This window comes from Thermomicrobium roseum DSM 5159 (assembly GCF_000021685.1).
Taxonomy (GTDB): Bacteria; Chloroflexota; Chloroflexia; order Thermomicrobiales; family Thermomicrobiaceae; genus Thermomicrobium; species Thermomicrobium roseum.
In genome coordinates this window covers 781,745-802,813 of the sequence record NC_011959.1, presented here as the reverse complement: position 1 = coordinate 802,813, position 21,069 = coordinate 781,745, and the positions used below count along the sequence as shown (strand labels likewise).

The window sequence follows — 21,069 nt, the reverse complement described above, 5'->3', positions numbered from 1 at the left end:
CTGGGGGGTCTCAGCCGGTGGAGGGCAAACTTCGCCTGGTCTTCTTCGGAACACCGGAATTTGCCGTTCCTTCGCTCCGGACACTCGCGGCACAGCCAGACTTTGTCGTCGTGCTGGTCGTCACCCAGCCGGATCGACCGGCGGGACGGGGTCGGGGACTCCAACCTCCGCCAGTGAAGGTGCTCGCGCAAGAGCTGGGTCTTCCATGTTGGCAGCCAGAGACTCTTCGTACGGCCGAAGCAGAGGCGAGACTCGCCGCCGTGGCACCGATGCTCGCCGTTGTGGTCGCCTACGGCAAAATCATCCCAGCATCGATGCTTTCGATGCCACGGCATGGCTTCCTCAACGTGCATCCCTCACTGCTTCCGCGCTATCGCGGAGCCAGTCCGATCCAGGCGGCCTTGCTCAATGGTGATGCGATCACTGGTATCTCGTTCGCCGTCATGACCCCCGAGTTGGATGCCGGTCCGATCCTTCGCCAATTCGCGATTCCTATCGTGCCTGACGATACAGGCGTCACGCTGGGTGCTCGGCTAGCCGAGGTCGCGGCAGAACTCCTCCCTGACACGATCCGGGATTGGATCGCAGGCCGAATCGTGCCGATCCCTCAGGACGAAGGAGAAGCAACGTATACGCGTCCCCTCACCAAAGCCGATGGCCGAGTGGACTGGTCGGAGCCAGCAGAGCGCATCGAGCGGAAGATCCGGGCATTGCAACCCTGGCCATGTGCGTGGACGACAATTGGCGGTCGTCGCCTGATTCTCCTAAGGGCGAGGCTGATCGAAACGGAGATGGACTTGGCTCCCGGTTGTCTTTCGGTCATGCCAACTGTGGTGCTCGTCGGCACGGGAACGCGGCCACTCGCGCTGGAAACAGTTCAGCCCGAAGGGAAGCGAGCGATGTCAGCCCTCGACTGGTGGCGCGGTACACGACTGGCAAACGGGACCTGTTTCGAATAACGTCGACTGCGGACAAGTGGATGATTTCGCCACACTTCGTGTCAGGAAAGCCAGCGCTCTCTCCGCTCGAACTCGAGGAACTCGCTCGTCTGCAGAAAGAACTGGCAGAGAAGGTAGTGGAAACTCCACTTCCCCAAACGCCCCGCTTCATTGCGGGCGCAGATATGCACCTGCGCGGCGAGCGAGCGGTCGCAGTCGCCGTCTGCTTCGAACTTCTGAGCGAACCAACCAGCGACGAAGCCACGGACTTCCTGCCGCTCCGCGAGGTCGAGCGCGCGATCGCCGAACAAAAGGTAACCTTTCCCTACATTCCAGGGTTTCTCAGCTTCCGAGAGGCGCCAGTGATCATAGAAGCGGTTCGGGCTCTCGAACAGACACCGGACCTTCTCGTCGTCGACGGGCAAGGACGAGCGCATCCTCGCCGCTGCGGTCTGGCGAGTCATGTGGGCGTCTTGCTCGACCTGCCGACGATCGGCGCGGCCAAATCTCGCTTGTACGGCTCGTATCGCGAGCCGGGACCGAACCGAGGAGCCTGGACACCATTGGTGGCTGAGGAGGAAATTATCGGTGCAGCAGTTCGCACGCGGCCCAGTGCCCGACCACTTATCGTGTCGGTCGGGCACCGTATCACACTCCTGGAAGCGATCCGCTGGGTGCTCCGACTCAGTCGCTATCGTATTCCGGAACCGACACGATGGGCACACCGATATGCGAAAGCGGCAGCTGCCTCGAAGGACACGGGTTGGTGACCATGGAGCGAGTGCTCGCTGGAGGATCGGTTCGCCGCGAGTTTTCGTCCGTCTCGGGGACCAAGGAGTCCGCAACAGTGCGAATGTTCGCGTCACGCGGTCAGCGCGCGATCACGCCAAACCCGCCCGGATGCCTGAGCGAGGAGAGGCGACGAGCACAAAGGGAACCGATTCAGGGAGCACAGGGCGCTGCCATGACGGGCCGATGATAGGTGGGAAGCCTAGCTTCCCATATAGTGCGTATAACAGTTCTTATGCGCAGTTTTGTCGACCAGGCGCCTCGATCGGAGCATTGCACGTTGCTGACTCGTTGTGGTTCGTGGAACGACCGGGTGGCCAACACTCTGGCGTTGCACGGAGATCCGCCTTCTCCTACACTGCGGCGCGGGCATGGGAGCACTTCGGGAGGCATTTGGAGATGAACTCGGTGGAGATTCCGGCGATCCCCTCGGTCAAACGCGAGCGCCAGGAGACGGGTGCTGAGGCACTCGTCCGCGCCCTCGAGGCAAATGGCGTGGACGTCGTCTTCACCATTCCGGGCGTCCACACGCTCGATCTCTACGCTGCTCTCGAACGAAGCCAGATTCGCACAGTTCTTCCGCGACACGAGCAGGGCGCCGGCTACATGGCCGACGGGTACGCGCGGGCGAGTGGCCGCGTCGGTGTTGCCATAACAGTCACTGGTCCAGGACTGACCAACATCGTCACGCCGATTGCCGAGGCATTCGCCGATAGCTCGCGAGTCCTCGTAATCAGCACGTGTCTCGACCGACCCTACCTCGGCCACTTGGATGGACGGCTGCACGAGATGACGGATCAGCTCGCCGTGGTCCGTCCAATCGTCAAGTGGGCACACCGGGTGATGAGTGCTGCAGAAATCAGGTCAGCCGTTGCCGAAGCGTTCCGCCAACTGTATGACGGGCGGCCGCGCCCAGTCTATTTGGAAGTTCCTCTGGATGTCCTGCGTGAACGCACAGCGATGAGCGATCCGCTCGTCATCGCCGTTCCACCTGCGAAGCCTGATGATCATCTGCTCGACCGAGCAGCGCAGCTGCTGGCTGACGCGAATCGAGTCTTCGTTTTAGCCGGCGGTGGAGCTGTCTCCGAGCGCAGCAGCCAGCTGCTCAGCCAACTCGCCAGTGCCATCGGCGCAGTTGTCAGTACGACCGTGACTGGGAAGGGCGCTATCCCCGATGACCACCCGTTGGCCATCGGCGCCTTCGGCTATCGTTGGATGCCGGACAACCCGGTGAGTGAGCTCATGCGAGGGTCGGACGTAACGATTGCTATCGGAACCGGCCTGGGCGCACGGACGACCGCGGAAGGGACGATGCCGCTTCCCTCACCGCTGATCCATATCGATATCGATCCTCTGGAGTTCCATCGGCGTTATCCAGCAGCCGTTGCGCTGCGAGCCGATTGCGCCGAAGCGCTCGCTGGACTCCTCGAGCGAATCGAAGCAGGTTTCCGCCCACGATCCCGCTGGGAACCGTGGGAGATCGAGAGCGTGCGGCAGCAGTTACTGAGCGTCACCGATGACTCGGCGCGCCGCTATCAGCCCTGGCTGATCGCTCTCCGGCGCGCACTTCCGCGCGATGCGTTTACCGCACACGACATGACGATGGTCTGCTACGAGGCTGTCCGCGCTTTTCCTGTCTACGTGCCGCGCACCTACGCATTTCCTCGAGGGTTCGGCACGCTCGGCTCCGCTCTCCCGATGGCGATCGGTGCAAAATACGCGCGTCCGGATCGTCCGGCAGTCGCGATCTGTGGCGACGGCGGAATCCAGTTCACTGTGCAGGAACTCGGTACCCTCGCTCAGTATCGGCTACCGGTTATCGTCGTCGTTTTCGACGACCGGTCACATACAGCTGTCAAGCGCGCAATGCTGCAGGCTGGAGTCCGACCCCGCGATGTCGATCTCGTAAACCCGGACTTCGTCGAACTGGCACAGTCCTACAAGCTGAACGCCATCCGCGTGTCGGACCCCGCCGAACTCGAACGAGCAGCCTCCCAAGCTGTTGTCGATACGAGTCCTTGGCTGATTCACGTGATGTTGGGTACAGAGGCATGATCGTGCGTCCCTTCCGCTTCGCGCGCTTGTCCGCACTCGGTATTCCGCACGGTGTGACCAAGCGGGACCCCTCTCTGCCCGCTTTTGGATCAGTGAGTGGGAATGTCACTATCTCGATCGTGCTCGCGAATCGGCGCGCCTGGTGGGAACGCCTCGGCTTACCGCTCGAGCATACCGTCTTTGCCCGCCAAGTGCATGGCACGCGGGTTACCGTCGTCACGGCGTCAGAGCGCGGTCGCGGAGCCCTCGAACCGGGCACGGGAATCCCGGAGAGCGATGCACTCGTGACGACGGAACGGAACCTGCCGCTCGCCATGATCTGCGCTGATTGCGTGCCGGTCTTGTTGTACGCACCCGACGTCCCAGCTATCGGCGTCGTTCACGCCGGTTGGCGTGGTACCGTGGCCGGAATTACGCGACAAGCAGTCCACATCTTGTGCACACTGTTTTCCGCTCGCCCTGAGCGTTTGTGGGCTTTTCTCGGGCCATCGATCGGCCCATGCTGTTACGAAGTGGGAGAAGAAGTGATCACAGCCTGGCTCGCCACCGAGCCATCGAACGGTCATCAGGCTGTTCTCTCGCGAAATGGCCGGGCGATTTTCGATCTTTGGCGAGCCAACGAACTGCTCCTCGTTGAAGGAGGAGTCGATCCGGCGCACATCGAGCGCGCCGGGATTTGCACGCGTTGTCATGCCGGAGAGTGGTTCTCGTATCGCGCGAACGGCTCACGTGCTGGTGCCCAAGCTGCCGTGATCGCGCTCCCTTGAGCGGCACGGAATCTGGAGAAGGCCATGCAAGAGTACGAGCGACTGCGCGAGCATTTGGCTCGTGTGCGATGCCGTATCGAGCGGGCGGCTGAACGAGCAGGACGCGATCCACAGAGCGTGCAGATCGTCGCTGTGACGAAAGGGATCGATCGGGAAAAAGTGCAGGCAGCGTACGAACTCGGCCTACGCCTTTTCGGGGAAAACCGCGTTCAGGAGGCACAGCGAAAGTTCGGTGAAAACCCGCTTCCACCTGATGCGGAGCTTCATCTCATTGGCTATCTGCAAACCAACAAGGTTCGACATGCCGTCAAGCTCTTCGCTCTGATCCATTCCGTTGACCGTGCAGCTCTCATCGAGGAACTGCACGAACGAGCTGCGCGCGTTGGCCGCCGCCTTCCTATCTTGATTCAGGTGAATATCGCCGGCGAGGAACAGAAACACGGTTGTCGACCGGCTGAGGCTGCTGAACTTCTCGCTTTGGGGCTCACGAAACCACATTTGGACGTTCGCGGCCTGATGACGATCGCACCGCTCGTAGCAGAAAGCGAACTTGTCCGGCCAGTCTTCCGCGCACTGCGGGAGCTGCGCGATCAGCTTCAAGAACGTTTCCAACACCCTCTCCCGGAGCTTTCCATGGGCATGTCGAACGATTTCGACATCGCTGTCGAGGAAGGAGCGACGCTCGTCCGGATCGGTCGCGCGCTGTTCGGAGACTAAAACGTGGAAGTGTTCTGTTTCGGCAGCGGCAGTGAGGGGAACGCTTTTCTCGTCCGCACCCAGCGGACAAGCATCCTCATCGATGCAGGATTGGCGGCGACGACGCTGCGTCGCCTCTTGCGCTCGATCGGTGTCGGCGACCACGAACTGACCGCGATCGTCGTGACGCACGAGCACCATGATCACGTTCGTGGGCTCGCCGGATTGCTCCGCTGGCAATCCTGCCCAGTCGTCACGACGGTTGGTACGGACGCTGTGCTCCGGTTGGGATCAGCGCGTCGGCTGACGGTCAGGTATCAGCATTGGCTGGAGATCGGTGATCTCGCTCTTTACCCGGTCCCTGTACCGCACGATGCGAGGGAGCCGTTCGGCTTGCGCCTGGCGACCTGTCATGCGGAAACTGCTCTGTTCACGGATCTCGGCACGGTGACGGACGAAGTGCTCGTCGCCTTATCACGCGCGAATCTCATCGTGCTCGAAGCGAATCACGATCGTGATCTCCTTTGGCGCGGACCATACCCGGACTGGCTCAAGCGGCGAATCGCTTCACCGGCTGGGCACCTCAGTAACGACCAGGCAGCGTATGCACTCGCCCATTTGTCGGGTTCACCACGAACCATTTGGCTCGCTCATCTCTCCCAACAGAACAATGATCCTCGTCTCGCACTCGCTACCGTCCGCGCGCGATTCGGTTCGCCCTGTCCCCACCAACTCGACGTGCTCCCTCAAGCCGGTATGGTCTACCGATGGAACTTTGCCTCCTCCCAGTACCGGCTAACCCGAGACAGTGATCAGGAGTGATCCAAAAGAGAGCATGGATTGGCTGTGCCTCGCTGGCACTGATCAGAGCGTGGGCACCGCCGAGCGAGCTGGACTTTTTTGCTCTATTGACGGTCAGCTTCGGACTCCGTACAATGGGTACGTACACTGGTCGTCCGATTGCTCGGCGGGAGGAGAACCCGTGGATGCTCAGAGTTTGAATTATCAGCGGGTGATCGATGACGCGTTGAAGATTCTCTACTCGCATCACTACCGGTTGATGTCGCGCTTGCTCCCTCGTGTCATCGAGCAGATCAATCTGAGCGAAAAGGAACTCCTCGAAGAGCTCCGAGCGAGCCCGATCGGACAGGTGCTGCAGCGCCTCGCTGCCATTGCGCAAGGCAGGCTGATCGAGCAACGGGAACGGATTCTGGAAAACATCGAACTGGTCCTCCAACTCCTCTTTTGGGCACCCGGCGCAGAAGACTACTCTGTTCCACGTGCCTTCTGGGAAAGTGAACTCGGGAGACTGCTCTCGCAGGCGAAATTCCGAGCCTACGAGCCCAACGAGCTTGTCAGCATCACCCAGGCAGCCCATCGTCTCGGTGTCACACGTCCGACCATCTACCGCTGGATGGACGAGCGCAAGCTGGAGTATGTCCGCGACGAGCACTCCGGCCGCACGTTCATCATCCGCCGAGACGTGGAAGCCTTACGCCAGCAACTCCAGGAATCGGCCTGATCGACGACGATCGGTCGATACAGTCGAGCGGTTTGAGCCGTCCTCCTCCGGCTAAGAGCGGCTAGCCAGGAGCGTTGGGAGTTCACCGCGTTCTTCGAGTGTCATCAGCCAGATGAGATCCGAGCGTGAGACGATTCCGAGGAGCCGTCCCTCCTCGTCCACGACCGGCACCGGGTTGACTCGGCGCCGATACATCAGTGTTGCGAGCGCTTCGATCGTTTCCTCTGGTCCGATCGTGATGGCCGGACTCGACATGATTTCGGCAGCTTTGGTAGCCAGGATCTTGCGGAGCTGAGTTTCGTCACCCGTTCCCGGTACCTTGAAAAAAGCATCGAGAAACGGAACGTACAACGGGGCATTGAAACTCGCCTCGCGCGCGATCAAGTCGAACTCGGTCACAATACCGATAACCCGCCGCTGCTCATCGATGACTGGCACACCCGAGATAGCATGCTCCCACATCAGGCGGGCGATTTCACCGACCGACGTCTCAGGGCTGATGGCAACGACATCACGAGTCATCAAGGAGCGTACCCGAATTTCTTGCACCATCTTCTATTTGCTCTCCTTTTCGATCGTCTGACCTACTTCACAGACGCAATGGGAGTCGCTCTTCGGTACCCTCAGTTCTCCTCGATCGCCGAGACCACTCGCTCCGGTGACCATTGGGGATCGTACAGTGCTCGGATGACTTTCGGCAAAGCAGCGACGACGTCAGAGGCAGTGAGCGAGAGCGTACCAGCTGACACGACGGCATGCAGCGCCGCTTCGCCGGCTATCACGACACCGGCAGCCGCAGCCTCTCGTGGTCCCAACCCCTGCGCAGCGAGCCCAGCGATCACACCGGCAAGCACGTCTCCTGTCCCAGCAGTAGCCAGCGCGGGATGGACCTGAGGAGCGAGCAAGAGTGACCCGTCAGGACATGCGACAGCCGTGTGGCCGTACTTCAAAACCACATGCTGGCCGAAGGTGACCGCGGCCTCGAGCGCCTGAGTCCATGGATCTTCCAAAATCGTCGTCACGTCGCAACCACACAAGCGAGCGAGTTCACCGGGATGCGGCGTAAGAACGAGTTGTGCCTCGCGAAGTTCTTCCCACCAGCTACCCATTTTGGCGAGCCAGTTGAGGCCATCCGCATCGATCACCGCATAACCCGCGAATCGTTGCGGTACCTCGTCATCCGCTGGCACGCCAAAACCGAGGGACCCACGCCGCACTCGGCCGAGTCCAAAAAGATAGCGGAGCAACTCGTCGGCTGTCTGGTCTTGACCGAGTCCAGGGCCGACGAGAAGGGCCCGGTAGCGTGGGAGGGCATCGCGCACGAGGTTTGCCCATCGCTGGCCAACTCCGACGTCACCGTCAGGAGCAGGAAGGAAGGTCACATCGGCAAGTGCCGCTGCGATCGAGGGCACGAGCGATCGTGGAACGGACAGTGTCACGAGTCCCGCTCCAGCCCGCAACGCCGCACTCGCTGCGAGGCGAGGAGCACCGTAATAGTTCGGTGCTCCACCGACGATCAGGACAGCGCCGACCGCCCATTTATGGGTCGCGGCTGTCCGTTCCGGTAGCCATCCACGAGCATCCTGGAGCGTCAGAAGCGCGACACTTCCGGGACCAACTGGAGGCTTGGGTAGGCCAATGTCGACGAGTCGGATCAGCCCAGTATGGCGAAGAGCAGGAAACTGGTACGCACCGATCTTCGGCAGTCCGAGCATTACGGTCAGATCTGCACGAAAGGCACGCGCGTCAGCAGCACCGGTGTCGCTGTCGATGCCGGACGGAACGTCGACCGCGACCAAAACCGTATTCCGTACACGACGAGCGCGGTGCGCAGCCTCGAAGATCGTTGCAACCGGCTCGGGGACCTCCGGTCGCCCACCGATCCCGAAGATGGCATCGACGATCACATCAGCCAGCGAGAGTTCGCGATCGAGTTCCTCGCTCTCGATCCAGCGGCAGCGGGCCAAGCCAGTCGGCTCGGCCGGGATCGCACCAGGTTCACGTCGATTCCAGCTCCAAACTGCGCAGTCCCAACCGGCCAGTGCCAAAAGGCTGGCCGCGACTAATCCGTCACCGCCATTGTTGCCCGGTCCGACGAGGAACAGTGCTCGCCTTCCCTGTTTTCGAGACGCCAGTTGCTCGATCGTCTCCGCCACCGCCTGCCCAGCACGCCGCATGAGTTCTGTCAACGATAAACCCTGAGCGACTGCTTCGGCTTCAGCACGACGAACTTCTTCGACACGACACAACTTCTCCATTCTCGACTCTCCTCTCAGTGCTGGGAGTGTTCGCTCGGACGGTGCTGGTCAGGAGTCCGAAACGTGGCTACGACGACCGCGATCGCCAGATCGCGGGCATGAGTCAGGGAAACAGCGATGTGCTCGAGGCCGAGTGAGTGAGCACGCTCCCGTGCAGTTCCGTACAAAATGACCAATGGTTTCCCACGGCTGTTCGGCAAAATCTCGATGTCGCGCCAGCGCATGCCACGGACTCCGGTACCGAGTGCTTTCATGACCGCTTCCTTGGCCGCGAAGCGGGCTGCTAGCTCGGCCACTCGCCCGGCATAGCGGGCTTGCTCTGCTTCGGTATAGACGCGTTCCAGAAAACGCTGCCCGAAACGGGCGAGCGTGCGTTGGATTCGCCAGATCTCGATGGCATCGACCCCGACTTCGACCGGCCCTGTCGCGTCAGGATCCCAGATCGGCTCGATGACCACGGCCAACTCCAACGTAAACGAATCCGAGACTCCGAACCTCTGCTGGTTCGTAGATATTGCGACCATCGACAATGATGGGAGTACGCATGAGTCTCTTGACCCGGCGGAGATCGGCTTGCTTGAACTCGTTCCAGGGTGTCGCGATGAGCAACGCGTCGGCTCCGACCACCGCGGCATAGGGATCCGGTGCATACCGGGCATCAGGTACTTCCCGCGCCGCATTCGTCATGGCTGCGGGATCGTATGCCGTCACGAGTGCTCCTCGCTGGAGGAGCATGCGCAAAACGTCCAGAGCGGGAGACTCGCGAACATCATCCGTGTCTTGCTTGAATGCGAGACCCCAGAGCGCGATGGGACGACCATAGAGATCGCCGAGAAGCTCTTGTACCTTTCGGACGAAGCGGCGACGCTGATCCTCGTTGATTTCCAATACCGCATGCAAGAGCTGGGGATGGCAACCGACCCGTTCGGCCATCGCTGCCAGTGCGCGGACATCCTTGGGGAAACAACTACCGCCGAAACCGAGTCCTGCTTCCAGGAACAGCGGGCCGATTCGTGGATCGTAGCCCATACCCTGGGCGACGATCTTGATATCAGCCCCGACTTGCTCGCAAATCTGGGCGATCTCGTTGATGAAACTGATACGGGTGGCCAGAATCGCGTTGGACGCATACTTGATCATCTCGGCACTGCGTCGGTCTGTGATCAGAATCGGCGCGTCCAAGACACGATAGAGTTCGGCAACTCGCTCAGCTGCCTCGCGATCCTCAGCTCCGAGCACGATACGGCTCGGATGGAATACGTCGTAAACCGCCGAGCCTTCGCGCAGAAATTCCGGATTCGTTACGATGGCAAATGTCGCGTCTGAGGGCTTGAGCTGCTCGACCAGAGCCGAGATGAAGTCTCCGGACCCGATCGGCATCGTGCTCTTGTTCACGATGATGGTGTGGCCGCTCAGGTGCCGGGCAATCGTCTCGGCGGCTGCTCGCACAGCTCGCATATCGGCATCCCCATCGAGGGTCGAAGGGGTCCCCACGCAAATGAAGACGAACTCGGCGTCCGGAATCGCCTCTGCATAATCGGTCGTGAATCGAAGACGCCCGGCCTCGACATTGCGTCGGATCAACTCCTGCAGTCCTGGTTCATAGATCGGCATCGTCCCCTGGCGAAGCTTGTCGACCTTCTCGACGTCGATATCTATACCCCACACACTGTTGCCGAGATCGGCAAATGCACCCCCATAAACGAGCCCAACGTAACCGAGACCGACGATGGCGATCGTCGCCATACTCTATCCCCGCTTCCTCAGCGCCGAATGCTGAAATCGTCGAAGTGTCCAGTCGGCTCCACCCACGCGCATTCAGCGCGCTCGACCCAAGCACCTGGTGGGCCTGTCCGAACTTGCTCGCGAAGGGCTTCCAAGGCTGCTCGCCGCCCTTCTGCCCAAATCTCGACTGATCGCCCGTCCTCACGGTTGCGTACCCAGCCCGTCAGACCGAGTCGTTCGGCAATCTCGACGACGAAGAAGCGAAAGCCGACCCCTTGAACGCGACCGAAAACGATGCAGTGGAGTGCTGCACGATCGTCCATCATTCCACCCTCACCCGTTGACCAGGCGATCGCTCGATGTCAGGGCTGTACTCGCCTCGTATGAGGACAAAAACCGTTCCATGTGTGCCGCGAAGGTTCCTTCTTCGATCGCACGTCGCATCGTTTCCATCTGACGCTGCAAGAACCGGACGTTATGGATCGTGGCGAGCCGGTAACCCAGCAGTTCGCGTGCACGGAAGAGATGGTGCAGATAGGCTGCACTGAATCGACGGCAGGTGTAACAATCACATGTCTCGTCGACTGGTGAGGTATGCAGACGAAAGCGCGCTCCAGTGATGTCCACGCGGCCGGTTGGCGTGAAGAGCGCACCATGCCGTGCTAAGCGTGTCGGCAGGACACAATCGAACAGATCGATGCCGTACGCGACCGCTCGCCAGAGATCGTCCGGCGCTCCGACGCCCATGAGATAACGCGGCCGATCGTCGGGCAACTCTCCTGCAGTCGCATCGAGCATTGCATAAAGAAGGTCCTTCGGTTCACCGACACTGAGTCCCCCGATCGCCAGACCATCTACCGGTAGCGACGCCACGAAGTGCGCGCTTTCGACGCGGCGGCTCGGGTCGAAGCCGCCTTGAACGATGCCGAACAACAATGGTCGCTTCTCCTCCGCGAACGCTGCTGTCAATTCCTGGAAGCGGTGGAGACTCCTTTGCAGCCAACGGTGCGTACGAGCCATTGCCTCCTGCTGCCGCTCGTCGGATTCGGAGAATCCGACGACATCATCCAATGGCATCAGCACATCTGAACCGAACAGCATTTGGAGCTCGATGACGATTTCCGGAGTGAGTTCGCGAAGGGAGCCATCGATGTGCGATCGGAATCGTACTCCTCTCTCCGTAACGTCACGGAGCTGGGCCAAACTATAAACTTGAAAACCGCCGGAGTCAGTCAGGATCGGACCGTCCCAGCCCATAAAGGCGTGCAAGCCCCCAACTGTTTCGAGGACCTCCAGCCCTGGACGCAGAAAGAGATGGTACGTATTCGCCAGAACGATCTCGCTCCCGGTCGCGCGCACTTCCTCGGGCGTCAGTGACTTGACCGTTGCTTGTGTCCCTACCGGCATGAACGCTGGGGTCTGCACCGGCCCGCGACGGGTGTGGAGAACACCGCGGCGGGCCATCGTGGCCATATCGCGTGCGATGATGCGGAACCTTCCCTTCCCGTTCATGCCTTGCTCGTCGATCCCTTCGATGAGAGGTGTCGCTCCGTTTGTCTCTCGATTCGGTATACCCTGTCGATCGAGAATCGCACAAGGTTGACGAGGAGGACGTACGAGCAGCATGCCTGAGTCATCGCATCGTCGTTTGCGGCTGATCCCACGCGGCCAGGACGTGCAACAGTCGGTACTGGAACTCTTCTATGGTCCGCTCGCTCCTGTCTATCCGCTATTGACACGGATGCTCTTCGGAAACGCCTGGCAAGCCTGGCAACGCAACGCGTTACCCTGGCTTGCCGGTGCGCGAGTCGTTGCTGAGATCGGTTGTGGGCCAGGTGACTTCGCCACGGACCTCGCCGCCCAAGGCAAGCGAGTCCTGGCGATCGATCGTTCGCCGACGATGATACGGCTGGCTCGCCGCCGCGTCGCACGCTTTCAGCGGGTGTGGATCGTCCGCGCTGATGCTCAGCGACTACCATTGCGGGATGCTTGCCTCGATGCGGTCGTGACCACCTTTCCGACCGAAGTCTTTCTGACCTACGAGATGACCAGTGAAGTGGCTCGGGTTCTCCGTCCGGGAGGCCTGTACGTTGCGGTCGTCGCTGCCCAGCCGCGCTCGTGGCCGTGGTGGATACGCCCTTTCCGCCGTCTTCTCGGTCCGGTTGCTAACCATCCTCCGCTCGACTGTAGGCGACTTCCCGCGCCACCACCCGTCCCGCTCTTCGCCGAGATGCGTTGGGAAACACAGCAGGATGCCACTGGTCGCGTCTGTCTGTGGATCGCTCGGCGAGGTGATTAGCGTGCGAGAAAACTCACGTTTCCCACGGTCCGGTCGATATTGATGGTTTCGACTCAGTGAGCAGCTCGTCGACGTCGACCAGATCCGCGAGCGGGTCGTCCTTCGTCGGCTCACGCCGTCCGTTACTCGCACTGGCCGTTACCGCGGTTGACTCCGCGGGTCCGAGTGGTGGAACCATCGGAGCAGCAGGCATGGTAGCGGGCGCCGCAACCTGATCGAGCGCAACCGTACTGGCTGCTCGAGAGACGGTGTCCGTCGCCTCGTTCAGCGCTGCCCGCGTCTCCTGTAGCGCAGCATGCGTTTCTTGCTGGACTGAGAGAACCGATGTGGCGACTTCTGTCGTACTCACTTGAACCTCACGGAATGCCTGCTCGAACTCGCTCGTCAGCTCCCTTGTGGCATTGCGGAATTCGCGAACTGCTCGTCCGACCGTGGCGGCGATTTCCGGTAGCTTACCCGGACCGAAGAGCACCAGAGCCAAGATCATGATGACGAGCAGCTCGCCAGGTCCCATTCCGAAGATGTCCATCGCTCGTCCTCTTCGCCTTTCCCCCTTTGGGCTCCTGCAGCAGTGCGGAGCGATCTCGGTAGCCGAGACAGCGAACTCCGCAGGAAGTATAACAGCGGCGGAGAGGGGGTCCTGACGGTGCGGTTCCCGCCGACTCCGGTCGTCGCGCTCGATGGGCGTCTCTTAGCGTATCGTCGTGGCGGGATCAGTCGCTATATGGCCGAACTCGGTCGTGCTTTGGCACGCGCCGGATGCAGCTCCTCAGCAGTGCGCTTTCGGCTCGTCGTGAATCGTTTCCGGCCGGATCTGCCCTTGCCATCGCTTAGGGTCATGACGCCACCGCACCATCCACTGGAAACCTGGAGCCTCGGCTGTGAATTGGCGTTCCGCGGAATTCGTGTCTACCATGCAACCGATTTTGTCCTGCCGCACCTTCCCCCTTGGATACGCGGCGTCGCGACGATCCATGACCTCGCTTTTCTCGATGCACCCGGTGATTTGACACCGTCCGCTTTTCGTTACTACCGGCAGACCCTTGCGCGCATCCGCGCTGCGGATCGGATCATCGTGCCGTCAGAGGCCACAGCTCGGCGACTCCGCTCGGTGGTACCGGAGACGAGTGAGCGCATCCGCGTCATCTATCACGGCGTCCACCAGCGATGGGGATCGACTACTTCCTATGCCTGGGAACGATCGAGCCGCATCCTTCTGCCACGGCTCGGTGCTCAGATCAAAGAACGACCGCTCCTCCTCGCCGTCGGGACGATCGAGCCGCGCAAGCGCTACGATCTCTTGCTGGAGGCGTTCCTGCTCTTGCAGCAAGCGGGCGTCGAACCTGCTCCGTTGCTGGTGATCGTGGGGCAAGAAGGTTGGCAATGCACGAGTACCGTCCAGCAGTTCCGCGTTGGAGAGCGTGAGAAAGTCCTGTGTTGGTTATCAGACATCGACGACGAAGACTTGCACGCGCTCTACTCAGTAGCGTCTGCGCTCGTCGTGGCAAGCCGAGACGAAGGTTTCTGCTTGCCAGCAGTCGAAGCCATGGCTCACGGCGTACCCGTCGTTGCTTTCGCTGTCGGTGCACTTCCCGAGATCGTGGGTGATGCCGGACTGTTGGTTCGAGAAGAAACAGTGGCTAGCCTCGCGGGAGCACTGGTCCGCTTACTGAGCGATGCTGATCTCCGGGCTGAACTGGCTTACCGGGCTCGTCTTCGAGCACAGCGCTTTACCTGGGAGGAGTCGGGTCGACAAACGCTCGCAGTCTATCAGGAGGTGCTCGATCGTGGCTTCTGATGCATGGCTCGTGGTTGGATTGGGTAATCCAGGCTCAGAATACATGGAAACCCGACACAATATAGGGTTTTGGGTGATCGATCGCGTAGCACAACTCACCAATGTCGTCGGTTTTCAGCGGCGATTCGAAGGCGAGTTCGCAACGGTGCGTACCGACCGTGGGCTACTTTTACTCCTGAAGCCTCTGACATTCATGAATCGCAGTGGTGTGGCTGTCGCAGCAGCCGTTCGCTGGTACAAACTTTCCTTGGATCGAACGCTGGTGGTTCACGACGACATGGACTTGCCACTCGGCACGTTGCGGTTTCGGCAGGGAGGGAGCGCTGCCGGTCATCACGGTGTCGAATCAGTGACTCGCGAACTGGGAAGCAACGGTTTCGGACGTCTTCGGATCGGCATTGGGCGACCGACCCGCCGCGAGGAAGGACGCGACTTTGTCCTGAGCCCGTTCCATCCCGAAGAGCGACCGCTCGCAGAGCGCATCGCAGCCCTCGCAGCCGAAGCGGTCCTGGTGTGGCACCGGGAAGGCATGACGGTCGCGATGAATCGGTTCAACGGACTCCGTCTGTCTCTCGATGAGAGTGCGCTGCCTCGCTGATCGAGCGTCGCAGGCGAGACTCCGGATCGGCCGCAGAGCATGGACCGATCGGTGTATGCCCGCGCGAGTGCATCGTGGCAGTGCTTCGCCATCGCGCGCGACCCGATGGATCACTGGTACGTATTCCAGGAAGGCAACGGAATGAAAGACGCCAACACGGTATCATGACCGTGAAAAGGGATGGAGGGCATGATGGACGTCGATCGGGGCCAAACGGAACGCGCGTATCTCATGCTACTGGTCGGTGACGAGCGTCGGACGTCCGATGCAGCGCTCGGTATTGCGTTGCGTGGTGCTGGGCATGGGTTGCGAATTCATATCATTGAGTTCCTGAAGACAGGGCGCGAGCGGGGAGAAGTTGCCGCCGTTTCTTTCTTGACCGGCGTCACTCTCTCCCAGTACGGCATGATCGATGTCCGGACGCGCCCGGAAGAGATCCGCGGCCCAGCCATTTCGCCGGAGCGCTTGCAGGCTGCGCTACGAGAGGCGAGGCAACATGTGGCACTGCGGGTGACGAATATCCTGATCCTCGACGGCCTTTTGACCTTGGTCGATGAGGGAATGGTCGACGAGAAGACCATTCTCGAGTTGGTCGAGCGGGCCGCGCCCTGGACCGATATTGTCCTGACGGGGCGAGCGGCGACACCGGCACTGCAAGAGGCGGCCGACAGCGTCACGCTCATGCAAACGATCAAATCGCGGGAACAGGAGCCGCTCCGACGAGGACTGCACTATTGAGCGGGAGGTACCTGTGCGACGACCGATCCGTGTCCTGATCGCAAAACCTGGCCTCGATGGCCATGACCGTGGTGCGAAGGTCCTTGCACGAGCACTGCGTGATGCGGGAATGGAAGTGATCTACACCGGTCTCTTCCAAACGCCTGAAACGATCGCGCGCAGCGCCGTCGATGAGGATGTCGATGTTGTCGGCCTGAGTATTCTCTCGGGCGCACACAACCAACTCGTACCGGAAGTAGTGCGAGCGCTGCGGTCCGCCGGGAAAGAGGATGCTCTGGTGCTCGTCGGCGGAATCATTCCGGAAGAAGACATCCCCTTCCTCAAGGCACAGGGAGTTGCCGAAGTTTTCGGCCCCGGTACGCCGCTATCAGAAATCATTCGCTTCATCGAAACGCATGTTGGTGAGCCAGTGAGGGGCGCGTGAGTCGAGATGTCGCAGGACTTGGGAAACTTGCTCGAAGGTGTTCGGAATCGGGATCGTTCCTCCCTTGCGCGCGCACTCTCCCTCTTGGAGCGTTATCCTGACGTGGCTCATCTGCTTCCGCGCGAGCGCGGAGGACACGCAACGGTCGTCGCGGTGGCTGGGCCGCCGGGAGCTGGCAAGAGTACTTTGCTGGGTCGGGTAGCTGCTGAAATCACAATGAGGGATATGTCGGTTGCTGTCCTCGCCTTCGATCCGGTCAGCCCGCGTTCCGGAGGCGCCCTCCTCGGTGATCGGATCCGCATGCTCGACGCCGCGGAGCACCCCAACGTCTATGTGCGTTCCATCGCTGCGCGCGACCCGGCCGGTTCTCCCGTTCTCCCTGCGCTCCTCGCTGTCCTCGATCTTTATGGATTCGACTTCGTCTTTCTCGAAGCGGTCGGTGCCGGGCAGGAGGCTTCGCCGCTCCTCCTCGCCGCAGATCTCGCTCTCCTCGTACTCGTCCCCGGGCTCGGCGATAGTGTGCAAACGTTGAAGGCGGGCGTTCTCGAGATTGCAGATCTTATCGTGATCAACAAATCGGATCGTCCTGGTGCAGCTGAACTCGTTCGCGACCTTTCAGCTTACTACCGGCTCCTCGCCGATACGAGTCACCCTGTTCCACCCATCCTGCAGACGGTCGGGAGCGAAGGACAGGGAATCACAGCGGTGCTCGAGGCGATCACTGAACTCCGAGATCGCTATGCCGCGAGTGGCATCCTCGAAGAACGGCGGCGCCGTGCTGCCACTCGTCTGTGGCAGCACACTCTCCGCACGCGCTGTCTTCGCATCATCGACGAATTGCTGAACGACGGACCCGCGCCGGACGACGGCGATCATGAAATGGGCACTCGTGAGCGACAGCTTTACCGGAAACTTGCCGAGCGGTTCGCCCTACTTGCCGCCTCGTCGGACGATTCTCGCTGACGGCGTTGACCAGCACAGCGATTCGCGATCTTAGCAGCAGCTGCTCCGGCCCCAACACCATTGTCGATATTGACGACGACCAGGCCGGGAGCGCAGGACTGCAGCATGCTGTACAATGCCGCTTCCCCTTGCCCCCCAACACCATACCCTACCGGAGTCGGCAGGCCGATCACCGGAACGGAGACGAGTCCGGCGACCACGCTCGGGAGAACTCCGTCCATGCCAGCGGCGACGATCAGAACATCGGCATCCCATTCGCTGACCAGATCGCGTAGCGCAGGTACTAAGCGATGCAGACCGGCAACACCGACATCGTGGACGACACGAACGAGACAGCCCAGTTCCTCCGCAACGAGCTGCGCTTCTTCAGCCGCCGGTCGATCAGCTGCTCCGGCCGTCAAGATACCGACCCGTCCACCAGTGGGCTGGACAGCGCACTCGTCTCGTCGGAGAACGAGTGTCCGTTTCGAAGGTGCCGTGCGTACCGGCACCGAGACGAAGCGGGTGCGAATAGCCTCGAACTGGGCCGGCTGAACGCGGCTGACGAGCACTCGACCCTCTCGCTCCAACAAGAGGTCGATTGCAGCCAGGAGTTGCTCGATCGTCTTGCCCTCGGCCAGCACGATTTCCGGCACGCCGGTTCGCCGGCGTCGCATTGGATCCACCCATACGCCTGGATTCGTGCGACCCGATAGCTCCTCGCCTTCGAGAGCGGCCCGAAGATCCTGAAACGGATCACTCTTCCATTCGCTGGTCATGCCGCGGTCTCCACTTCACGCAACACGTTATCGATGAGCGAACTGACGTCTGGTCGTAAAACACCGTTCCGCCGCAGTAGGAGAAAATATTCGATGTTGCCTTCCGCGCCGGTGATCGGGGATCGAATCAGTCCCTCGACCGAGAAACCCAGGTCGAGGGCTGCTGCCGTGACTCGTTCGAGCACTTCGCGGTGAACAGCGAGATCACGTACGACGCCACCTTTCCCCACTTTACCGCGTCCGGCTTCGAACTGCGGCTTCACGAGAGCAATGACTCGACCATATGGTGCGAGCACTTTCCATGCAGCTGGCAAGACGAGGCGCAGCGAAATGAACGAGACATCTATCGTTACAAGATCGATCAGTTCCGGCAATGTTTTGAGGTACCGAACGTTCGTCCGTTCCATCACCACGACTCGTGGATCGTGACGCAATCGGTAATGCAGCTGCCCCCGACCGACATCGATCGCATACACCCGCCGCGCACCGTGCTGTAAAAGCACGTCGGTAAAGCCACCAGTTGACGCGCCGAAATCGGCACAGACGAGCCCGTTGACATCGATTCCAAACGAGCGCAGCGCATGCTCCAGCTTCTCCCCGCCACGGCTGACATAGCGCGGCGGCTCCGAAATCCTCAGTTCAGCATCCGCTGGCAGCAACTCGCCGGCTTTTTCGACTCGCTGGTCGCCAAGCCACACCCTGCCAGCCATGATCAAAGCGCGAGCTTGACTCCGCGTCGCTACCAGTCCACGGGACACGAGGAGGTCATCGGCCCTAACGCGGTGCTTGGTCATTGCTCAACTCAGGTGAATCGCTCCAGCTGTGCAGCACGACTGTACTGGAAGTAGCAAACGGCCAGCGCCAAAGCATCGGCTGCATCGTCAGGCTGGGGAAGTACTGGCAACCGGAGCAAGAGGCGAACCATCTCCTGCATTTCGCGCTTTCGCGCTCGACCATAGCCACCCACCGCCTGCTTCACCTGCGCGGGAGTGTACTCGACAACGGGAATAGTGCGCTGTCCGCACAGGAGCAAGACGATTCCTCGAGCTTGTCCCACAGCTAGCGCGGTGGTTACATTTCGCGCAAAGAACAGCTGTTCTAATGCGACCACATCGGGTTGCCAATGCTCCAATAGTTGAGCGAGTTCGTCATGCAGAACGACGAGCCGCCGTTCTACCGGCAAGTGAGCCGGCGTGCTCACCACACCGAAGGACAGCGCTCGCAGCGGTTCGCCTCCTTCGACCACACCGTAACCCAACAACGCCATTCCGGGATCGACTCCTAGGACACGCACACTCGCCTCACTCGTTCGGACTGGGCTGCCGTTTCCAGCATTTCGAACACACCAACCGGTACGGATCGTCGGGAATCGCTTGAAAGCATAGCCAAAGTGCAGTATACTGCCGATCGGAACGCACGCATAATCGCCTCGCGCAACCGAACGGAAGGGACAGCGAGTGAAAGGCGGACGAGATTCTCCACGACCGCTCGCCGGAAGATGGCCCACGACGTCATGATCTCATGGTTCGACAACGTCGATGCGGTGCCGACTGGTGAGTGGGGGTTGAAACATGGACTCCATGGATCTGCATGCCTTGGATGGAACGAGCGATTCCTACTTCCTCGCCGACGACGTGTTTCCCTCACTGACCGATTTGGATGAGCTTTCCGCCGACGAAACCTTGAGGACAAACGAGAGCGAAGGCCTCCTTCCCTCACGACACTCACGCCTCCAGCGACGATTGCGCGATCACCCCGAACGCTTCGATGACGACGGCCTCAGTACCAGCGATACCGTTCGTCTCTATCTTCAAGAAATCGGTGAAACAGCGCTTCTCACCCCCCAAGAGGAAGTCTGGCTCGCTCAGCGAATCGAACGAGGCAAGATCGCCAAAGTTCGGCTCGAGCGGGGAGACTACAAGTCGGAAGACGAACGACTGGCCCTCGTCGCTGACAAGGAAGATGGTGAACGTGCCCGCGCTCATTTGATTCAAGCCAACCTGCGGCTGGTAGTCAGCGTCGCCAAGAAATATGTCGGACGTGGGCTCTCTTTCCTCGACCTCATTCAAGAGGGCAATATCGGCCTCATGAAGGCGACTGAGAAATTCGACTACAAGCGGGGCTACAAGTTCTCCACCTATGCGACGTGGTGGATCCGGCAAGCAATCACGCGGGCGATTTCCGATCAGAGTCGGACCATCCGCTTGCCCGTCCATGTCGGCGAGACCATCAACCGCATCAAGAAGATCAGCCACCGCCTCCAACAGATTCTCGAACGTGAACCGACCCAATTGGAGGTTGCTCGTGCCCTCGATATGCCGGAAGAAAAGATTCGCCAGATCCTCGAAGCAGCACGCCTCCCCGTCTCGCTGGAAGCACCGATCGGTCAAGATGGTGACGCGTTCTTGGGCGACTTCATCGAGGACGAGACACAACCAGCCCCCCTAGAAATCGCTTCCCAGCAACTCCTTCGGCAACAGCTCGAGGAAGCGTTGAGTCGCCTCACTGAGCGCGAACGGCGCATCATCATCCTGCGATACGGCCTCGAAGACGGACAGTTCCGCACCCTGGAGGAAGTCGGGCGCGAGTTCGGTATCACCCGCGAGCGGATCCGGCAGATCGAGGCGAAGGCCCTGCGTAAGCTGCGCCACCCGAGCTGCAGCCGCTTCTTGCGCGGCTATCTAGACTGATCATAACCCTTTTCTGCTATTCTCCCTTCCGTAGGAAACCAACGGAAGGGA

At 60.6% G+C, this 21,069-nt stretch carries 24 protein-coding genes; 14 read left to right on the top strand and 10 right to left on the bottom strand.

All coding sequences use genetic code 11. The annotated features are described in order from the left end of the window. The first annotated feature begins 17 nt into the window (after positions 1 to 17). The 7 genes from fmt (at position 18) to TRD_RS03745 (ending at position 6,767) form a co-directional block, all read left to right on the top strand. The gene (gene fmt, locus TRD_RS03775) at positions 18 to 959 is read left to right on the top strand and encodes a methionyl-tRNA formyltransferase (RefSeq protein ID WP_012642209.1); all 942 of its coding nucleotides are present in this window, start codon (positions 18 to 20) and stop codon (positions 957 to 959) included. A gap of 20 nt (positions 960 to 979) precedes the next feature. Next, positions 980 to 1,708: a deoxyribonuclease V gene (gene nfi, locus TRD_RS03770; protein WP_012642208.1), complete on the top strand. Its 729-nt coding sequence runs from the start codon at positions 980 to 982 to the stop codon at positions 1,706 to 1,708. Positions 1,709 to 2,126: 418 nt separating this feature from the next. Further along, a complete protein-coding gene (locus TRD_RS03765) occupies positions 2,127 to 3,782 on the top strand; it encodes a thiamine pyrophosphate-binding protein (protein ID WP_012642206.1) in 1,656 nt (551 codons plus the stop codon). Continuing rightward, the gene (pgeF, locus tag TRD_RS03760; RefSeq protein WP_012642205.1) at positions 3,779 to 4,549 is read left to right on the top strand and encodes a peptidoglycan editing factor PgeF; all 771 of its coding nucleotides are present in this window, start codon (positions 3,779 to 3,781) and stop codon (positions 4,547 to 4,549) included. The genes TRD_RS03765 and pgeF overlap by 4 nt, the downstream gene beginning before the upstream one ends. A gap of 24 nt (positions 4,550 to 4,573) precedes the next feature. Further along, a complete protein-coding gene (locus tag TRD_RS03755; RefSeq protein ID WP_012642204.1) occupies positions 4,574 to 5,266 on the top strand; it encodes a YggS family pyridoxal phosphate-dependent enzyme in 693 nt (230 codons plus the stop codon). Positions 5,267 to 5,269: 3 nt separating this feature from the next. Next, the gene (locus tag TRD_RS03750; RefSeq protein ID WP_012642203.1) at positions 5,270 to 6,067 is read left to right on the top strand and encodes an MBL fold metallo-hydrolase; all 798 of its coding nucleotides are present in this window, start codon (positions 5,270 to 5,272) and stop codon (positions 6,065 to 6,067) included. Between the two features lie 160 nt (positions 6,068 to 6,227). Further along, positions 6,228 to 6,767 (top strand): helix-turn-helix domain-containing protein, encoded by a 540-nt coding sequence (locus TRD_RS03745; RefSeq protein WP_012642202.1) that lies wholly within the window; start codon positions 6,228 to 6,230, stop codon positions 6,765 to 6,767. A gap of 51 nt (positions 6,768 to 6,818) precedes the next feature. Here TRD_RS03745 and TRD_RS03740 read toward each other — a convergent pair whose 3' ends face one another. From TRD_RS03740 to tgt, 6 genes are all read right to left on the bottom strand, one after another. Beyond that, positions 6,819 to 7,319, bottom strand: coding sequence for a CBS domain-containing protein (locus TRD_RS03740; RefSeq protein ID WP_012642201.1), 501 nt, complete (start codon positions 7,317 to 7,319; stop codon positions 6,819 to 6,821). A 71-nt stretch (positions 7,320 to 7,390) separates the two neighbouring features. Beyond that, positions 7,391 to 9,025 carry a bifunctional ADP-dependent NAD(P)H-hydrate dehydratase/NAD(P)H-hydrate epimerase gene (locus TRD_RS03735; RefSeq protein ID WP_012642200.1) on the bottom strand — a complete coding sequence of 545 codons (1,635 nt, stop codon included), beginning with the start codon at positions 9,023 to 9,025 and terminating at the stop codon, positions 7,391 to 7,393. A 14-nt stretch (positions 9,026 to 9,039) separates the two neighbouring features. After that, positions 9,040 to 9,483, bottom strand: a complete 444-nt coding sequence (gene acpS / locus TRD_RS03730; protein WP_012642199.1) for a holo-ACP synthase — start codon at positions 9,481 to 9,483, stop codon at positions 9,040 to 9,042. Beyond that, positions 9,455 to 10,771: a UDP-glucose dehydrogenase family protein gene (locus TRD_RS03725; RefSeq protein ID WP_012642198.1), complete on the bottom strand. Its 1,317-nt coding sequence runs from the start codon at positions 10,769 to 10,771 to the stop codon at positions 9,455 to 9,457. Before TRD_RS03725 ends, acpS begins: the two co-directional genes overlap by 29 nt. A gap of 17 nt (positions 10,772 to 10,788) precedes the next feature. Beyond that, positions 10,789 to 11,076: an acylphosphatase gene (locus TRD_RS03720; RefSeq protein WP_012642197.1), complete on the bottom strand. Its 288-nt coding sequence runs from the start codon at positions 11,074 to 11,076 to the stop codon at positions 10,789 to 10,791. A 7-nt stretch (positions 11,077 to 11,083) separates the two neighbouring features. Then, positions 11,084 to 12,262: a tRNA guanosine(34) transglycosylase Tgt gene (gene tgt / locus TRD_RS03715; protein ID WP_041436499.1), complete on the bottom strand. Its 1,179-nt coding sequence runs from the start codon at positions 12,260 to 12,262 to the stop codon at positions 11,084 to 11,086. Positions 12,263 to 12,374: 112 nt separating this feature from the next. Here tgt and TRD_RS13530 point away from each other — a divergent pair, with 112 nt between their 5' ends. Continuing rightward, positions 12,375 to 13,049: a class I SAM-dependent methyltransferase gene (locus TRD_RS13530; protein ID WP_012642195.1), complete on the top strand. Its 675-nt coding sequence runs from the start codon at positions 12,375 to 12,377 to the stop codon at positions 13,047 to 13,049. Positions 13,050 to 13,062: 13 nt separating this feature from the next. Here the strand turns inward: TRD_RS13530 and TRD_RS03705 are convergent, their stop codons facing one another. After that, positions 13,063 to 13,578 (bottom strand): Sec-independent protein translocase subunit TatA/TatB, encoded by a 516-nt coding sequence (locus TRD_RS03705; protein ID WP_012642194.1) that lies wholly within the window; start codon positions 13,576 to 13,578, stop codon positions 13,063 to 13,065. 117 nt (positions 13,579 to 13,695) lie between these two features. Here TRD_RS03705 and TRD_RS14100 point away from each other — a divergent pair, with 117 nt between their 5' ends. From TRD_RS14100 to TRD_RS03680, 5 genes are all read left to right on the top strand, one after another. Beyond that, a complete protein-coding gene (locus tag TRD_RS14100) occupies positions 13,696 to 14,847 on the top strand; it encodes a glycosyltransferase family 4 protein (protein WP_041435954.1) in 1,152 nt (383 codons plus the stop codon). Continuing rightward, complete coding sequence (pth, locus tag TRD_RS03695; protein WP_041435953.1) at positions 14,837 to 15,445, top strand: aminoacyl-tRNA hydrolase; 609 nt, start codon at positions 14,837 to 14,839, stop codon at positions 15,443 to 15,445. Before TRD_RS14100 ends, pth begins: the two co-directional genes overlap by 11 nt. Positions 15,446 to 15,634: 189 nt before the next feature. After that, complete coding sequence (locus TRD_RS03690) at positions 15,635 to 16,183, top strand: cob(I)yrinic acid a,c-diamide adenosyltransferase (protein ID WP_226980720.1); 549 nt, start codon at positions 15,635 to 15,637, stop codon at positions 16,181 to 16,183. A 13-nt stretch (positions 16,184 to 16,196) separates the two neighbouring features. After that, on the top strand, positions 16,197 to 16,607 hold the full coding sequence (locus tag TRD_RS03685) for a cobalamin B12-binding domain-containing protein (protein WP_012642189.1): 411 nt from the start codon (positions 16,197 to 16,199) through the stop codon (positions 16,605 to 16,607). A gap of 6 nt (positions 16,608 to 16,613) precedes the next feature. Continuing rightward, on the top strand, positions 16,614 to 17,570 hold the full coding sequence (locus TRD_RS03680) for an ArgK protein (protein WP_012642188.1): 957 nt from the start codon (positions 16,614 to 16,616) through the stop codon (positions 17,568 to 17,570). On the opposite strand, the gene larB is transcribed toward TRD_RS03680, so the two are convergent. The 3 genes from larB to ruvC are packed head-to-tail and all read right to left on the bottom strand — an operon-like array spanning position 17,510 to position 19,622. Next, positions 17,510 to 18,328: a nickel pincer cofactor biosynthesis protein LarB gene (gene larB / locus TRD_RS03675; protein WP_226980719.1), complete on the bottom strand. Its 819-nt coding sequence runs from the start codon at positions 18,326 to 18,328 to the stop codon at positions 17,510 to 17,512. The genes TRD_RS03680 and larB overlap by 61 nt on opposite strands. Further along, entirely contained in the window at positions 18,325 to 19,122 is a 798-nt protein-coding gene (locus tag TRD_RS03670; protein WP_012642187.1) for a TlyA family RNA methyltransferase, read from the bottom strand. Before TRD_RS03670 ends, larB begins: the two co-directional genes overlap by 4 nt. A gap of 8 nt (positions 19,123 to 19,130) precedes the next feature. Then, entirely contained in the window at positions 19,131 to 19,622 is a 492-nt protein-coding gene (gene ruvC / locus TRD_RS03665) for a crossover junction endodeoxyribonuclease RuvC (protein ID WP_012642186.1), read from the bottom strand. 286 nt (positions 19,623 to 19,908) lie between these two features. Here ruvC and rpoD point away from each other — a divergent pair, with 286 nt between their 5' ends. Next, entirely contained in the window at positions 19,909 to 21,018 is a 1,110-nt protein-coding gene (rpoD, locus tag TRD_RS03660; protein WP_012642184.1) for an RNA polymerase sigma factor RpoD, read from the top strand. The last annotated feature ends 51 nt before the right edge of the window (positions 21,019 to 21,069 follow it).

Bases quoted from the DNA above. Each gene is read 5' to 3' on its own strand.
- TRD_RS03755 (WP_012642204.1), top strand. From the start codon at position 4,574: ATGCAAGAGTACGAGCGACTGCGCGAGCATTTGGCTCGTGTGCGATGC.
- pgeF (WP_012642205.1), top strand. From the start codon at position 3,779: ATGATCGTGCGTCCCTTCCGCTTCGCGCGCTTGTCCGCACTCGGTATT.
- larB (WP_226980719.1), bottom strand. From the start codon at position 18,328: ATGACCAGCGAATGGAAGAGTGATCCGTTTCAGGATCTTCGGGCCGCT.
- rpoD (WP_012642184.1), top strand. From the start codon at position 19,909: ATGGATCTGCATGCCTTGGATGGAACGAGCGATTCCTACTTCCTCGCC.
- TRD_RS03680 (WP_012642188.1), top strand. From the start codon at position 16,614: ATGTCGCAGGACTTGGGAAACTTGCTCGAAGGTGTTCGGAATCGGGAT.
- TRD_RS03720 (WP_012642197.1), bottom strand. From the start codon at position 11,076: ATGATGGACGATCGTGCAGCACTCCACTGCATCGTTTTCGGTCGCGTT.
- nfi (WP_012642208.1), top strand. From the start codon at position 980: ATGATTTCGCCACACTTCGTGTCAGGAAAGCCAGCGCTCTCTCCGCTC.
- TRD_RS03725 (WP_012642198.1), bottom strand. From the start codon at position 10,771: ATGGCGACGATCGCCATCGTCGGTCTCGGTTACGTTGGGCTCGTTTAT.
- tgt (WP_041436499.1), bottom strand. From the start codon at position 12,262: ATGAACGGGAAGGGAAGGTTCCGCATCATCGCACGCGATATGGCCACG.
- TRD_RS03690 (WP_226980720.1), top strand. From the start codon at position 15,635: ATGATGGACGTCGATCGGGGCCAAACGGAACGCGCGTATCTCATGCTA.
- TRD_RS03705 (WP_012642194.1), bottom strand. From the start codon at position 13,578: ATGGACATCTTCGGAATGGGACCTGGCGAGCTGCTCGTCATCATGATC.
- TRD_RS13530 (WP_012642195.1), top strand. From the start codon at position 12,375: ATGCCTGAGTCATCGCATCGTCGTTTGCGGCTGATCCCACGCGGCCAG.
- TRD_RS03765 (WP_012642206.1), top strand. From the start codon at position 2,127: ATGAACTCGGTGGAGATTCCGGCGATCCCCTCGGTCAAACGCGAGCGC.
- TRD_RS03670 (WP_012642187.1), bottom strand. From the start codon at position 19,122: ATGACCAAGCACCGCGTTAGGGCCGATGACCTCCTCGTGTCCCGTGGA.
- TRD_RS03735 (WP_012642200.1), bottom strand. From the start codon at position 9,025: ATGGAGAAGTTGTGTCGTGTCGAAGAAGTTCGTCGTGCTGAAGCCGAA.
- TRD_RS03740 (WP_012642201.1), bottom strand. From the start codon at position 7,319: ATGGTGCAAGAAATTCGGGTACGCTCCTTGATGACTCGTGATGTCGTT.